Source organism: Corynebacterium sp. MSK297, from assembly GCF_030232885.1.
In the GTDB taxonomy this organism is placed as follows: Bacteria; Actinomycetota; Actinomycetes; order Mycobacteriales; family Mycobacteriaceae; genus Corynebacterium.
Genome location: NZ_JASPGD010000013.1, coordinates 21,322 through 34,679 on the forward strand (window position 1 = coordinate 21,322; position 13,358 = coordinate 34,679).

Sequence of the window (13,358 nt, forward strand, 5' to 3'; positions counted from 1 at the left end):
AGGCTAAGGAGCATCCCGTGCCAGAGACGAATACCCTCACCACTTACGACGCCATTATGGACGCCATCACCACCAACAGCGACAGTCATGGCAGCACCGAGATCCACAATCCCGCCACCGGCGAGCTCGTTGGCAGCTACCAGCTGCAGGACGAAAACGACCTCAACGATGCCGTCGCCGCCGCCCGTGCTGCGCAACCGAAATGGGAAGCCCAGGGGGATCACGCTCGCTGCGAACTGCTGAACAAATTCGCTGATGCCATCGAAGAAGCCGCAGAACCACTAGCCAAGCTGCTCTCGCAAGAACAAGGCAAGCCACTCAACGGTCCGAATGCCCGCTTTGAGGTCGGCGCATGTGCCGCGTGGCTGCGCGCAACCGCATCGTTTGCGTCACCGGATTACACCGCCGTCGACGATGACATCACTGCTACCGTGCACTACCGCGCGCTCGGTGTCGTCGGTGCGATTGGTCCATGGAACTGGCCGATGATGATCACCATCTGGCAGATCGCTCCGGCGCTGCGCATGGGAAACACCGTCGTCGTCAAGCCATCGGGCTACACCCCGCTATCGGTCAGTGCGCTGGTGGCCATTGCGAATACTGTGTTGCCGAAGGACGTTCTGCACATTGTCACTGGTTCCGGTGGGGTTGGTGCAGCACTGACAACCCACCCAGGCATCGACAAGATCATGTTTACTGGTTCGACTGAAACCGGCAAGAAAATCATCGAGGCTTCTGCCAACAACATCACCCGCCTGACCCTGGAGCTTGGCGGTAACGATGCCGCCGTGGTGCTTGACGACGTCGACCCGCAGGCGATTGCCGAAGATCTGTTCTGGGGTGCGTTTATCAATACTGGGCAGACCTGTGCTGCAGCTAAGCGTATCTACGTTCCGGATGCGATCTATGATGAGGTGGCAGAAGCACTGGTAGCTGTGGCCAAGCGGATGCCGATGGGCAATGGTCTGGATGAGAACAACGTGCTAGGCCCGTTGCAGAATAAAGCCCAGTTCGACATTGTCGATGGCCTGGTCAAAGCCGCAAAAGATGGTGGTGGGCGCGTGCTCGTTGGTGGAGATCCAGACTATGATGCGCCGGGGTTTTTCTATCCGGTAACGATCGTGGCTGATATTGATCCGGATAACCCATTGGTTGCTCAAGAGCAGTTCGGCCCGGCGGTACCACTGATTCGTTATTCTGAGCTGGAGCAGGCCATCGGGTGGGCCAACAGCTTGGACGTGGGGTTGGGTGCGTCGGTGTGGTCGGCGGATGCGCAGAAAGCCCGCGAGGTGGCAACGCGTTTGCAGGTCGGCACGGTGTGGATTAATAAGCATGGTGCGGTGGATCCGCGGGTGCCGTTCGGTGGTATTAAATCCTCCGGTTATGGTGTGGAATTCGGCACCGAAGGCCTGAAGGGGTTGGCTTACCCGCAAGCGATTAACGCTTAGCGGGGAGTGTTTGGCGCTGTTGCGATCCAGCGGGTTCCCGAGCCGCGTTGTGGACCAGCTGGATCGATGTGTGCTCGGCCCAATGTGCGCAGATGGCGCAGCACGTTGGTGATTTCACCACGCGATATGCCGAAACGTTCTGCTAATTCCGCTGCAGCAACGGAGTTGCCGTCCTGGAGCTGCGCCTCAATGCGCTCTTGGACGCTGGCAGCCGCGGTGGGCAGATCCTTGCCGGACAATTGTGCCACCTGCGCGGATAATACCCATTCATCTGCATTGTTTATGCGCTGAACAACGCCGTAGTCTTCGAGTGCATTTAATAGTTCACGAGCTTCGAGCTGAGATGTTTGGGTGCTATGCGCAGTTTGCTTGAGGGTTATAAGCGGTGCGTGCCAGAGCTTCCACAGCACGAGCATTGTGTTTAGATTATGGATGATTTCATCGCCGAATCTCGCTGTGAGTTCGTGAATTGCTTGGATGAATGCGACGTCGGGAGTTCCGGCTGCGAAAATGATCTCGACAAATTCGTTCGAAGTGATGACTTCTGGAACTTCGCGCCCAGTGTTCAGCATCGCCAACCACATACGATCAAAACCGCGAGATGATTCTTCGGCTAGCCCAATTGAACGCATGCTCGCCATTAACCGTCCGTTTCGGGGGACGGATTGTGTTGTGAGGAGACGGTTTTCGTCGACACCAGGGACCAATGGACCGGGTGACCACACTTTCAAGATGCGTGGCGACTGGTCGATGACGACCGGCTTCTCCGTGCGCCAGTCGCGATGGATGATGGCATTGGTGATGGCTTCGTCGATAGCCTGCGCAGGAAAACGAGGGATCGCCGATTCTTGCCCGCTGTCGAATTGCACCCGGACCATTTCTTGATCAGCTCGTTCTAGAATGAGCCGACGCAACGCTGGCAGTGCCTCAAGTAATGGAGTAGAAAACTCTGTGGCTTTTGGGTCTGCTCCGGGTAATGCTCGCCATAGGTGGCGAATTGTGACTTGGGTTGTGGATGCAGGCGTAAGCAGAATTTCACCTGCACGTTTGAGGCTGCCATCATCGCTGAGTAAACCGACCTCGCGCAAGAGTGCCTGGGCACCGGTTGGGGTGGCAGCGTCGATGCCGCGACGTTGGCGGTGTGAGCGTAACAGTCGTCGCAATTCAGTGAGGACTTCATGAGACAAATCTTCTACCGGATAGGAAGAAATACGATTGGAATAGTCATCATCCTCTCGGATGCGACGGATCAGGCGGCGTTCTTCTTCAGGAATTGGGCGACAATTGGTACCATCACGCTTTGTTGCCTGCCCTTGTTTGCGCGTATACAGCGTTAAAGCTCCTGGAACGTGGATGGCCAGTAGTTGAACGCCACGATAATCCATCCTCCAGGCGTCGACGCGCAGGTTTGGGACGGTGTTATTGAAGATTTTTTGTTTAATGTCTATCGGATCAAAATCCGTACCCATGAAAGCTTGACTGCCTGGAGTTTTGTCTTTGACACCGACGATGATGTGGCCGGTTGCTGCATCTCCATTGGCGAGGCAGATCGCTTCGTCTGTGAGTTTTTCGATCAGGTTTGCGCGTGGGTTGCCGGAAATTTTTTTAGTTCCTGGTTTCGCTGCAACTACTGAAGCTGGGTCCTCTTTGAATTCCAGCACTGAGGATTCTTGGGAGTCCGCCGTTTGGCCATCCCAAATTGCATCGAGGCTTTCGATGATGTGGTGCGGCAGTTGGGTAGCAGTGGCATCCATGAGGTTAAGTATAGACAAAAACCCAGGAAGTTGTTTTCTGCCCGGCTTTTCTTCTTCTAAAACAACTAGCAAACAACTCGGAAACAACTTGCGTGGTGTCAAGGCGGACAAAGTTGGTTATTTTCACAGCTCAGAATAGTTGTTGCTAGTTGTTTAGAGTTGTTGTTAGTTGTTTCAATAAATAACAACAACTGCAATTCCGTGAAGCGTCTCAGATCAATGCTTGAGTGCAATGTGGTTGTCAGGCACGCTCGCACGAGTATTCTCGTTAACAACGACGAGACGAGGAGCAGGCACAATGGCCAAAGAACCAATAGGAATCTGGGATTTCAAAAAAGATAAAGACGCCAACATCGATTTTGCGCCCCTGGTAGAAACGATCAAAAAAGAAGCGGCGCGCCGGGAGGAAAACTACAAAGCCGAAAAGGACAATGTCGAAAAGAAAGATGTCGAAACGGACAATGTCGAAACTGAAGGCCAGCAGCAGACTGGTCAGCACCGGGACAGTCGGCAACAGGATGAACAATAGAGTACGGATTATTTAGCTCATCGCAGACTGTCCCAGCCCCTAACCTGACCTCTTAGTTCCGCGGCTCCCTAGTTCCGCGGCCCGCGCGGACCGTAGTCGAATTCCGCGGTCATCGGGCCGAAGGCCTGCAGGCCAGCAGGGGCATCTTCTGGAGCCAGGTGGATTTCCAGGAACGCACCCTTGTTGCTGTTATTAATAGTGGCGAAGGCGTCGGCAAGCTCGTCTTCAGTGCGTGCGGTATAGGAAACCATCTCGGTTCCGGGGACAAAAACCTCCGGTAACTTGTGATAAGCCCAATCGGCGATGTCGTTGTACTCGCGGTCCATGCCCAAAATGTAGCGCTCGATGGTGTAGCCGCGGTTGTTCAACAACACGATGATGGGTTTTTGCCTCTCCCGCAGAATCGTCGACAATTCCTGGGCGGTCAGCTGGAAAGAACCATCTCCGATGAACAACAGGTGGCGCGTGTCCGCATCCGCCATTTGGCTACCCAGCAAAGCTGGCAGGGTATAACCAATCGAGCCCCAAATAGCACTGTTGATGTAGCGCACATTCTCCGGCATCCGCTGCGGTCCCAGACCAATATTGGAGGTTCCGGCCTCCGCAATCACCGTGTCACCAGGGCGAATGAACTCGCGGACCTGCGGCCACAAGCGCGCCTGCGTCAGCTCGGCACCGGCGCGGGCCTCAAAAGGCTCAGGCAGTACTGCCTCCGGGTTCACGCTGCTGGTTTGATCGTCCGAGTTCGCCGCGCCAGCCCCGTCGGCAGCAGGCAGCCGCTCCAGCAACTCGGCCAGCACCTCCGTGGTGTCCAAGCCCACGATGTGCTCGCCGTAAATATTGACGTGCTGGTCACCGAAATCCACGATATTTTCTTCGTGCAACTCATGCGAGAAGCTACCCGAGTTCACCTCAATGAACCGCGGGGTGCAGGTGAGCAAGAAATCTGAGCCTTCCACGCGCTCGCGCACACCCGGCCACGAGGCCTTACCGTTATAGGTGCCCAAAAACAGTGGGTGCTGCTCGCTCAACAGTGCCTTGCTGGAAGCCATCTGCGCATAAGGCAGCTGAATCTTGTCGACGAGCTGGGCAAACAAATCCAAGAATCCGTGGCGCTGCGCGTCCTGGTCGACGAGCAATACCGGGTTTTCCGCCGCCGCGAATTCCTGCACCAGCCGGTCCAACACTGCCTCGAGTTGCACCGGATCCGACGGTTCGAGCGAAGTATCTAGTGGTTCCTCCGGCACGGTGATGCTCAGGTGGGAGATATCGGAGGGCAGCTGCAGGTGCACCGGTCGCTTTTCCCGCAGGCAGGTCCGCAACGCACGATCAATTTCGGTAACCGCATTCATGGGGCTGATGCGTTCGGCCAGCGCGGTGAATGGGCGCAGCGAATCGAGCATGTTGCCGAAGTTGCCGTCGGCAAGCGTATGGTGCAGCAACCAGCGTTTTTCCGTGGCAAACAGCGGGGGAGCGCCGGCGATCGAGACCATCGGGATGTGCTCGCAGGCGGCACCGGCCAGGCCGTTGAGTGCGGAGAGCTCGCCAACACCGTAGGTGGTCAAAAGGCACGAGACCCCGCGGGCGCGCGCATAGCCGTCGGCAGCATACGCGGCGTTGAGCTCATTGGTGCTGCCCACAAAGCGGATGCCGTCGGCAGCTTCAATTTGCTCCAGCCAGTTCAAGTTGAAATCACCCGGCACACCAATCACTTCAGTGATGCCGATTTCTTGCAAGCGGCGGATAAGAAAATCGCCAATCGTCATGCGCATGTTGTACTAGCCCTTCTGTGAAAACGGGACGTATCCCGTAAACCTATTAGACTATAAAACCATGAGCGAAGCGCGTGAAAACACTGAAAAAACTAGTACTGGCCCGGAACACCGTTATACCCCGCAGCTTGCCAACCAGATTGAGTCGCGGTGGCAGCAGTACTGGGACGAGACGGGCACGTTCAATGCGCCAAACCCCACTGGTGATTTAGCCCCGGCAGACGGCGCCGCCCTTCCTGAAGACAAACTCTTCGTGCAAGATATGTTCCCGTACCCGTCGGGCGCGGGCTTGCACGTGGGGCACCCGCTGGGCTATATCGCCACGGATGTGTTCGCCCGGTTCAACCGCTTATTGGGCAAAAACGTGCTGCACACCTTGGGCTATGACGCTTTTGGTTTGCCGGCTGAGCAGTATGCGATCCAAACCGGCACCCACCCGCGCACGACGACGGTGGCGAATATCAAAAATATGCGTCGTCAGTTGGGTGCCTTGGGCTTGGGGCACGACAAACGCCGTTCGGTCGCTACCACCGACCCGGAGTTTTACCGCTGGACGCAATGGATCTTCCTGCAGATTTTTAATTCCTGGTTCGATGAACAGCAGCAAAAAGCGCGCCCAATCGACGAGTTGTATCCGCTGCTGGAATCCGGCGAGCTGGCCACTAAGGACGGCCGCGAGTACGCGTCGTTAAGCGAGGAAGAAAAGGCCAAGGCCGTCGATGAATTCCGCCTGGTCTACCTGAGCGATTCCACCGTCAACTGGTGCCCTGGCCTGGGCACGGTGTTGGCGAACGAAGAGGTTACTGCCGACGGCCGCTCCGAGCGCGGCAACTTCCCGGTGTTCCGCAAGAACTTAAAGCAGTGGATGATGCGCATTACCGCGTATTCTGACCGCCTGTTGGATGATCTGGAACTGCTGGATTGGCCGGAAAAAGTGAAATCCATGCAGCGCAACTGGATCGGGCGCTCGCGCGGTGCGGAGGTGGATTTCCGCTGCGAGGGTCACGACATCACGGTGTTTACCACGCGCCCGGACACGCTTTTTGGTGCGGAATACGTTGTGTTGGCCCCGGAGCACCCGCTTGTCGACGCTTTGCTCTCGCCGGTTCCGTACGATGATGACGTCGACGCACGCTGGACCTATGGTCATGAGGATCCGAAGGAAGCGATTGAGGCCTACCGCAGTGACATCGCCGCGAAGTCGGATTTAGAGCGCCAAGAGAATAAGGAAAAGACTGGCGTTTTCTTAGGCAGCTACGCCACCAACCCGGTCAACGGGAAGAAGCTGCCGGTCTTTACCGCGGACTACGTACTAACCGGCTACGGTACGGGCGCGATTATGGCTGTTCCTGCGCACGACGAGCGCGATTACGAATACGCGCAGGTCTTTGGCTTGCCCATCACCGAGGTTGTCGCTGGCGGGGATGTTTCTTCTGCCGCGCACACCGGTGAAGGCACTTACGTGAATTCCGCCAATGACGATGGGCTGGACCTGACCGGCAAATCCAAGGCAGAGGCGATTGCGACGACGATCGAGTGGTTGGCTGCGCGTGAGCTAGGCGTCGAGAAGATCCAATACAAGCTGCGCGACTGGCTGTTTGCCCGCCAGCGTTATTGGGGCGAACCATTCCCGATTGTCTACGACGAGGCCGGTCGGCCACACGCGATCCCGGAAGATCACCTGCCGGTGGAGTTGCCGGAGGTTGATGACTACCAGCCGGTGTCCTTCGATCCGGATGATCACGACACCGAGCCACAGCCGCCGTTGGCGAAGGCACGCGAGTGGATTGAAGTGGAGATGGACTTGGGCGAAGGCACCAAGACCTACTACCGCGATGCCAACGTCATGCCGCAGTGGGCAGGTTCGTCCTGGTACCAGATGCGCTATATCGATCCGACGAACAGTGACGCTTTCTGCGATATCGACAACGAGCGCTACTGGACCGGGCCACGCCCAGAGTTTCATGGCCCGAACGATCCGGGCGGAGTGGACCTGTACGTCGGCGGCGTGGAGCATGCCGTGCTGCACCTGTTGTATGCGCGTTTCTGGCACAAAGTGCTGTATGACCTCGGGCATGTGATCTCGAAAGAGCCGTACCGTCGCTTGTACAACCAGGGCTATATCCAGGCCTATGCCTACACCGATTCCCGTGGCGTTTATGTGCCTGCCGAAGAAGTCGAAGAGCGTGACGGCGAGTTCTTCTACCACGGCGAAAAGGTGAACCGGGAATACGGCAAGATGGGTAAATCGCTGAAGAACGCGGTCGCGCCCGACGATATTGCCGAAAACTTTGGTGCAGATACCCTGCGTGTTTATGAGATGTCGATGGGGCCGCTGGCGGATTCGCGTCCGTGGGCCACTAAGGACGTCGTTGGTGCGCAGCGTTTCTTGCAGCGCCTGTGGCGCCTGGTGGTCAACGAAAACACCGGCGAGGTGGCCGTCGTGGATGCGGAGCTGGGCAAGAAGGATCTGCAGCAGCTGCACCGCACTATCGCTGGTGTGCGTGACGACTACGAGAACTTGCGCGTGAACACCGTCGTCGCCAAGCTCATCGAATACGTGAACTACTTGACGAAGAACTACCCGGACGGTGCTCCGCGCGCTGCCGTGGAGCCGATCGCTGTGATGGTCGCTCCGGTGGCGCCGCACATCGCCGAGGAGTTGTGGACGCGCCTGGGTCACGAGGGCACGATCACCTTTGTGCCGTTCCCGAGCTTCGACGAGAAGTACCTGGTTGATGATGAAATCGAGCTGCCGGTGCAGGTCAACGGCAAGGTGAAATCGCGGGTGCAGGTCGCTGCCGATGTCTCCCAGGATGATGCCGTGGCCGCCGCGCTTGCCGACGAGAAGGTGGTGGCGGCGATCGGTGAGAAGTCCGTGGTGAAGAAGATCGTGGTGCCTGGCCGCATGATCAACCTGGTGGTGAAGTAACCGGTATTGTGACTCGGCAAACAGGCTAGACTAGGTGCATGAAACCTTATGCACGGAAACTCGCCCGCACGCTTGGCATCAGCGCTGTCATTGCTTTAGGCGTGGCGGGCTGTTCTAATCCAGAAAATCGTCCTGATCCGCAGCCTGCTGACAGTGCTGCCGACAGTGCTGCGGATAGCGCTGCGGATAGCACCGCCGATGCCGCAGCCAGTTCCAACGCAGCCAGTGAGTCTGCTGGCGCGGGATCGGAAACCGGCTCGGCTACAGCGTCGGATTCTGCAGTGTCGGATTCTGCAGCGTCGGATACGTCCAGCAATTCGGCGTCGGCAAGCGAATCCAGCTCCAGCAAGTCGAGTTCCAGCAAGGAACCAACCCCGGCGGCTGACCTCGGCGACGGTGAGACCATCGAACCGACCATCACAGACGGCTTCTACCGTATTGCGCTGCCGGACGGCTCGTTGTGTGAGCTATCTGAAATAGTCGCGCCGGGCGAGGATGGACTGCGGTGTTTGCTGAACATCGATAAGCCGCTCAAGGATGTCAATGGGGGCATGACGCGTGGCATCGTATTTCGTAACGGAATGTTTACTCCAGATGAACAACTTTCCACCCCCGAGGCAGCCGAGGCGTTCATGGAACGGAATGATTCTGCCGAAGAGTTGAAGGGTGCGCAGGCTGCTGCCTTCGCTGGATACTCTGTGGTGGCGGAATCTGCTGATGAGATTGCGTTTGTCGGTGCTACTGACGATGGCTTTGGCACGTTCTTTATCGCAGGTCAGACTGTGTCTCCGTTCTGGAACCCGACGCCAGCGTGGATTGAGGCACCGACCGTGCAGGAATACCTCGAGCGCATCATTGCTGCCGACGAAAAAGCAGGGCGTCGTTGATCTCGTTAGTTTGCTCACAATCTAAAAAGTTTGCTTGCTTGTAACCTTGTGTGAACCTCGTATTTCCGCACGCGCTATACATTGCTTGCTATAAAGCTCCGAGTGAGTTTGAAACAGACCAATCAGTGGCAGCACGCACGTACTAGTTTCCTAGCGGGTGCGGGTTGCAAGTGCGAAGCAAGGTGTCAGGAAACGAATGAAGTCACACACTTCCTCAGGGCAAACGCTCCCGGATCAGACCGCATCCGACCGTACCCTTGACGACGCTCAACAACAGCTGGAACAGGGCGTGCAGGAAAAGCAAAAGGCTCCGCGTAATCCACTGAACCGCCTCGGCATCAACACTGATAAGCAGTGGGTGAACTGGGTTGCTGTCGCCGTCAGCGTGTGGTTGTTGATCACCGCCGTTGGCGTGATCGGTGACGGCTTTAAGGCTGCCACCGGCGATCATGCAGAGGAATTGTTCGCTTTCGCGCAGAACCCACTGATCGCTCTCATGGTCGGCATCCTAGCCACTGCGTTGATTCAGTCTTCGTCGACGACCACCTCGATTGTCGTCGGCATGATGGCTGGTGGTTTGCCGGTGCAGATCGCCATTCCGATGTTGATGGGCGCAAACGTTGGCACCACGCTGACCTCGACGCTGGTCTCGTTGGGCATGGTGCGCGACAAAGAATCCTTCCGTCGTGGTTTCGCCGCAGCGTCCGTGCATGACATGTTTAACCTGCTGGCGGTGTTGATCTTCCTGCCGTTGGAGCTGATGTTCGGTCTGCTGGAAAAGGTCACCGGCTTTTTGGTTTCCGGCATGAACGCGGAATCCGAGCAAGCTGGTTTCCTGGCTACCGGCATGGAAGGTTTGGGTACTTTCATTGGCTTCATCACTGAGCCGGGCAAAGACCTGTTGGTTGCGTCGACAAGCTGGTTGCCAGAGACCATCGCTGGTGTCGCACAAATTCTGATTGGTATTGTGCTGATCCTCGGCGTCGTCAACTTCATCGGTGCGCTGCTGAAGGTCGTGATGGTTGGTAAGGCCAAAGACATTCTGCACAAGTCCTTGGGCCGAGGCCCGATCTCCGGCATTGGTGCTGGCATGGTCATCACCATGCTGGTGCAGTCTTCTTCCACGACAACCGCTCTGGTGGTTCCCCTGGCTGGTTCTAACACCTTGTCAATCCGTCAGGTCTACCCATTCACCATCGGTGCGAATATTGGTACCACGATCACCGCGCTGATTGCCGCATTCGCATTCACTGGTTTGGAAGGCCAGGTTGCTTTGCAGGGCGCGTTGATTCACCTGATGTTCAACGTTTTCGCTGCTCTGGTGATCTACGGCATTCCAGGTGTGCGTGAGGTGCCGCTGAATTTGGCTCAGGGCATCGCGAGTATCGGTGCGCGTAACAAGCTGTATATCGCAGCATGGGTGCTGGGTATGTTCCTGGTGCTGCCGGGCGTTTTGATCCTGCTCACCACTGTATTCTAGGAATCACCACTCATCCCGGTGTAGAACATGCTCGCCGGTGATATGAGATAAGGAAGTAATAACGATGATGGATCCGCACCGCGACACAGGGGCTGACAATCTGCGCGGCAAGTCCGTAGAAGAACAGCTGGAAAAGATTCTGCGTGAGGCCGAAGCATCGTTAAGCGAGCTGCGTAGTGAGCTGGCGGAGCAGCGACGTCGCAAAGAGCTAAGCCTAGAGATTGAACGTTTGCCGGAGCATTTGGAAAACACCACCGTGCAGTGGTCCGTTGTGCGGGATTTTTTCTCCGAGTTGATCGGGGAGCTGCGTGAGACCCGGGAAGACAAGCTTGGGACTAGGGAAGCTGGGGAGATTGACAGTGGCGCTGCTTCTGGGCAACACCAGGATGGCGGCCACGAAGATAACAGCGACGATCTGCACAGCGACGATCAGAACGGCTTCGAGCACGGTGACCACGATGACGCACAGAACACTAGCCAAGAGAACCCATGCGAAGCGCACCGCTCACAGCGCTAGGGTTAAAACCCTGAAGCGCTAGCGCTAAAACCCCGATGAGCCACCCGCGCCAGAGAACCCAGAACTAAACGACGTATTCATATTCGTGCTCCCGCTGTTCGAGCTGCTGGATTGCGCCTCGACGGTGGAAGCATGCCAGCTGCTCAGCGCCCAATAAGGCACGAAGTTATTCCATCCATAACCCGGCCGGTAATCGGACGAAGTCAATCCCGGGGCTTGCGGTGCATCCGCTTTCGATTCGTCAATATCGCTAAACTTCTGCCTGCGTAGCTCTGTTAGCGCCGCCTGATAATCACGCAGCACGATAATAAAATTGTCCAGGAAATCCTCGGAACTAGGTTCTTGGGCTAGAGTTTCGGTTCGCTGCTGGATCGCAGCCAATTCCTGGTAAAGACCGGAATCAACATTCCGCACCTTCTTTTTCGCCTCGACGACGTCGTCACGCAATGACTGCGCCTCGGTGCGCCGGGTGAGTTCATCACCATTTTCCAAAGCAAAGATCGTGTCGATGTTGTCTTCGGCATGGTGCATTTTCTTCGCGGTCGAGGCCGCGTCACTGAGCTGGCCCGCGTACTGCAGGAAAGTCTTGTCGTCGCTGCGCGGGCTGAGTTCGCTGAACTTGGAGACGTCGTCATGCATGTGCAGAAAACGGTCCCGCACCTTGCGCCACTGGTCACGCAGCTGCTGATCCGCAAAAGCGGAGGTCAGTGAATGCGCGCGGATATCGATGGCGTCTAAACGCTGTGCGAGTGTGCCGAATTCAACGGAAATATAGTCGAAGTCTTCCCGCGCTTGGGCGATTTTCTTTGCCCGGCTACGCCGATACCCTCCGGTTGTGGCTGCAAAACCACCACCGAGGGTTGCGGCGCCGAGACCTCCCATAACGATGGCGGAGGTACGGTTGGATTCCGCGCTATCGAAGCGCGCTTGCTCGAGGGCAGCGAGGTCGGTTGCTACGGATGCGCCGTGGAACAGGCCGCCGGGGATATTGCCGTCTTTGACACCGGGTTTGATCGCATCCAGTGATTCGCTCAGGTGGCTGCTGTCGCGCAGTTCGAGTAATTCTGCGACGTCATCACCAGCGAAGATGAAAGCTTGCCGGGGATTAAGCCCCACGCCAACAAACAGTGTGCCGTCGGTAAAACTATCGTCGCCGATGAGCTCCGGGTGGTGATCGCGCAGGTAGTTTTCCACGGTGTCGTTGACGTTGTCGTCGTTATCTGCGAAAACAATATAGTGCAGCTGCTTGACGACGCCCGGTACTTCGAGGCGTGCGGCATCACGTTCGAGGATTCTCTCGTCTTCGGCTGTGAGTACACCGTCGGGGTTATGAATGCGCAGGGAGATATTGCTGTGCGTCGGCGAGTCGATCTTGTAGTGTGCACGTTCCGGGGAGTCATAGGTGGTGGCGATGCCTAGTGCTGCACCACCGCCAAGCACCCCGGCGCTAAGAATCGAAGCAGCGACAATCTTTCCGACGGTTGGCTTCATGCGCTTGATCTTACACCGCGGGGTGTGGGGTGCGGTGCGACCGCAGATGGCCTAGCGATGCTGCTTGCGGTTTTGCACCAGCACTGTTGTGCTGAGTGCTGTCATTCCTAAACAGTTGAGCCAGAATTCTTTGCCTAAAAACTTTGCCTTCACATGCGCGAAGATTGCACAGGCGAAATAAGCCACGACGCCGGTGGATGCGGCAGTTGTCAGTTGCGGACTGTTTTGCGCGGTGCCGCGCACAAGCCCAAGAGCGGCCAACGACTTGATGACGATCAGTGACCACCACCAATTTTGCGGAAAATTCACCCCATTCAGGCAATCCCGAATGAACTTAGGAGGTTTGATTGACATAGCTGCATCCCCAGCGAGAACTGCTGCCAGAAAATAATTCCCGCGCTTTACCTGTGTGTCCATACTAGGTATCTTATAGAGCCTTAATTGCTTTAGCTATCCATTGACCCAAACCTTGTGATGGCGGTGCAAGCCCTACCACTGTAAAAACTCACAGAAACGCCAGATTCTAGGGGTCGTGGAAACACGTCTTA

General features: G+C 56.7%; 10 protein-coding genes. 6 read left to right on the plus strand and 4 right to left on the minus strand.

What is annotated here, in order from left to right; translation table 11 throughout:
- Positions 1–56: 56 nt before the first annotated feature.
- The gene (locus tag QP888_RS10170) at positions 57–1,448 is read left to right on the plus strand and encodes an aldehyde dehydrogenase family protein (RefSeq protein ID WP_284813486.1); all 1,392 of its coding nucleotides are present in this window, start codon (positions 57–59) and stop codon (positions 1,446–1,448) included.
- On the opposite strand, the gene QP888_RS10175 is transcribed toward QP888_RS10170, so the two are convergent.
- Positions 1,445–3,202 (minus strand): RNA/DNA-binding domain-containing protein, encoded by a 1,758-nt coding sequence (locus tag QP888_RS10175; protein ID WP_284813464.1) that lies wholly within the window; start codon positions 3,200–3,202, stop codon positions 1,445–1,447. The two genes, QP888_RS10170 and QP888_RS10175, sit on opposite strands and share 4 nt — an antisense overlap.
- A gap of 298 nt (positions 3,203–3,500) precedes the next feature.
- Here QP888_RS10175 and QP888_RS10180 point away from each other — a divergent pair, with 298 nt between their 5' ends.
- Positions 3,501–3,731, plus strand: a complete 231-nt coding sequence (locus QP888_RS10180) for a hypothetical protein (RefSeq protein ID WP_284813465.1) — start codon at positions 3,501–3,503, stop codon at positions 3,729–3,731.
- Between the two features lie 68 nt (positions 3,732–3,799).
- Here the strand turns inward: QP888_RS10180 and QP888_RS10185 are convergent, their stop codons facing one another.
- On the minus strand, positions 3,800–5,503 hold the full coding sequence (locus QP888_RS10185) for an alpha-keto acid decarboxylase family protein (RefSeq protein ID WP_284813466.1): 1,704 nt from the start codon (positions 5,501–5,503) through the stop codon (positions 3,800–3,802).
- A gap of 61 nt (positions 5,504–5,564) precedes the next feature.
- Here QP888_RS10185 and leuS point away from each other — a divergent pair, with 61 nt between their 5' ends.
- The 4 genes from leuS (at position 5,565) to QP888_RS10205 (ending at position 11,319) form a co-directional block, all read left to right on the plus strand.
- Positions 5,565–8,435 (plus strand): leucine--tRNA ligase, encoded by a 2,871-nt coding sequence (gene leuS / locus QP888_RS10190; RefSeq protein WP_284813467.1) that lies wholly within the window; start codon positions 5,565–5,567, stop codon positions 8,433–8,435.
- A 38-nt stretch (positions 8,436–8,473) separates the two neighbouring features.
- Entirely contained in the window at positions 8,474–9,322 is an 849-nt protein-coding gene (locus QP888_RS10195; RefSeq protein WP_284813468.1) for a hypothetical protein, read from the plus strand.
- Between the two features lie 196 nt (positions 9,323–9,518).
- On the plus strand, positions 9,519–10,802 hold the full coding sequence (locus QP888_RS10200) for a Na/Pi symporter (RefSeq protein ID WP_284813469.1): 1,284 nt from the start codon (positions 9,519–9,521) through the stop codon (positions 10,800–10,802).
- A gap of 64 nt (positions 10,803–10,866) precedes the next feature.
- Positions 10,867–11,319, plus strand: coding sequence for a hypothetical protein (locus QP888_RS10205; RefSeq protein ID WP_284813470.1), 453 nt, complete (start codon positions 10,867–10,869; stop codon positions 11,317–11,319).
- A gap of 24 nt (positions 11,320–11,343) precedes the next feature.
- On the opposite strand, the gene QP888_RS10210 is transcribed toward QP888_RS10205, so the two are convergent.
- Positions 11,344–12,810, minus strand: a complete 1,467-nt coding sequence (locus tag QP888_RS10210) for a DUF5129 domain-containing protein (RefSeq protein ID WP_284813471.1) — start codon at positions 12,808–12,810, stop codon at positions 11,344–11,346.
- 51 nt (positions 12,811–12,861) lie between these two features.
- A complete protein-coding gene (locus QP888_RS10215; RefSeq protein WP_284813472.1) occupies positions 12,862–13,227 on the minus strand; it encodes a DoxX family protein in 366 nt (121 codons plus the stop codon).
- Positions 13,228–13,358 lie beyond the last annotated feature (131 nt).

What these genes read in the sequence shown, in the direction of transcription:
- QP888_RS10170 (WP_284813486.1), top strand. Translation starts at nt 57, where the DNA reads ATGGACGCCATCACCACCAACAGCGACAGTCATGGCAGCACCGAGATC.
- QP888_RS10175 (WP_284813464.1), bottom strand. Translation starts at nt 3,202, where the DNA reads ATGGATGCCACTGCTACCCAACTGCCGCACCACATCATCGAAAGCCTC.
- QP888_RS10180 (WP_284813465.1), top strand. Translation starts at nt 3,501, where the DNA reads ATGGCCAAAGAACCAATAGGAATCTGGGATTTCAAAAAAGATAAAGAC.
- QP888_RS10185 (WP_284813466.1), bottom strand. Translation starts at nt 5,503, where the DNA reads ATGCGCATGACGATTGGCGATTTTCTTATCCGCCGCTTGCAAGAAATC.
- leuS (WP_284813467.1), top strand. Translation starts at nt 5,565, where the DNA reads ATGAGCGAAGCGCGTGAAAACACTGAAAAAACTAGTACTGGCCCGGAA.
- QP888_RS10195 (WP_284813468.1), top strand. Translation starts at nt 8,474, where the DNA reads ATGAAACCTTATGCACGGAAACTCGCCCGCACGCTTGGCATCAGCGCT.
- QP888_RS10200 (WP_284813469.1), top strand. Translation starts at nt 9,519, where the DNA reads ATGAAGTCACACACTTCCTCAGGGCAAACGCTCCCGGATCAGACCGCA.
- QP888_RS10205 (WP_284813470.1), top strand. Translation starts at nt 10,867, where the DNA reads ATGATGGATCCGCACCGCGACACAGGGGCTGACAATCTGCGCGGCAAG.
- QP888_RS10210 (WP_284813471.1), bottom strand. Translation starts at nt 12,810, where the DNA reads ATGAAGCCAACCGTCGGAAAGATTGTCGCTGCTTCGATTCTTAGCGCC.
- QP888_RS10215 (WP_284813472.1), bottom strand. Translation starts at nt 13,227, where the DNA reads ATGGACACACAGGTAAAGCGCGGGAATTATTTTCTGGCAGCAGTTCTC.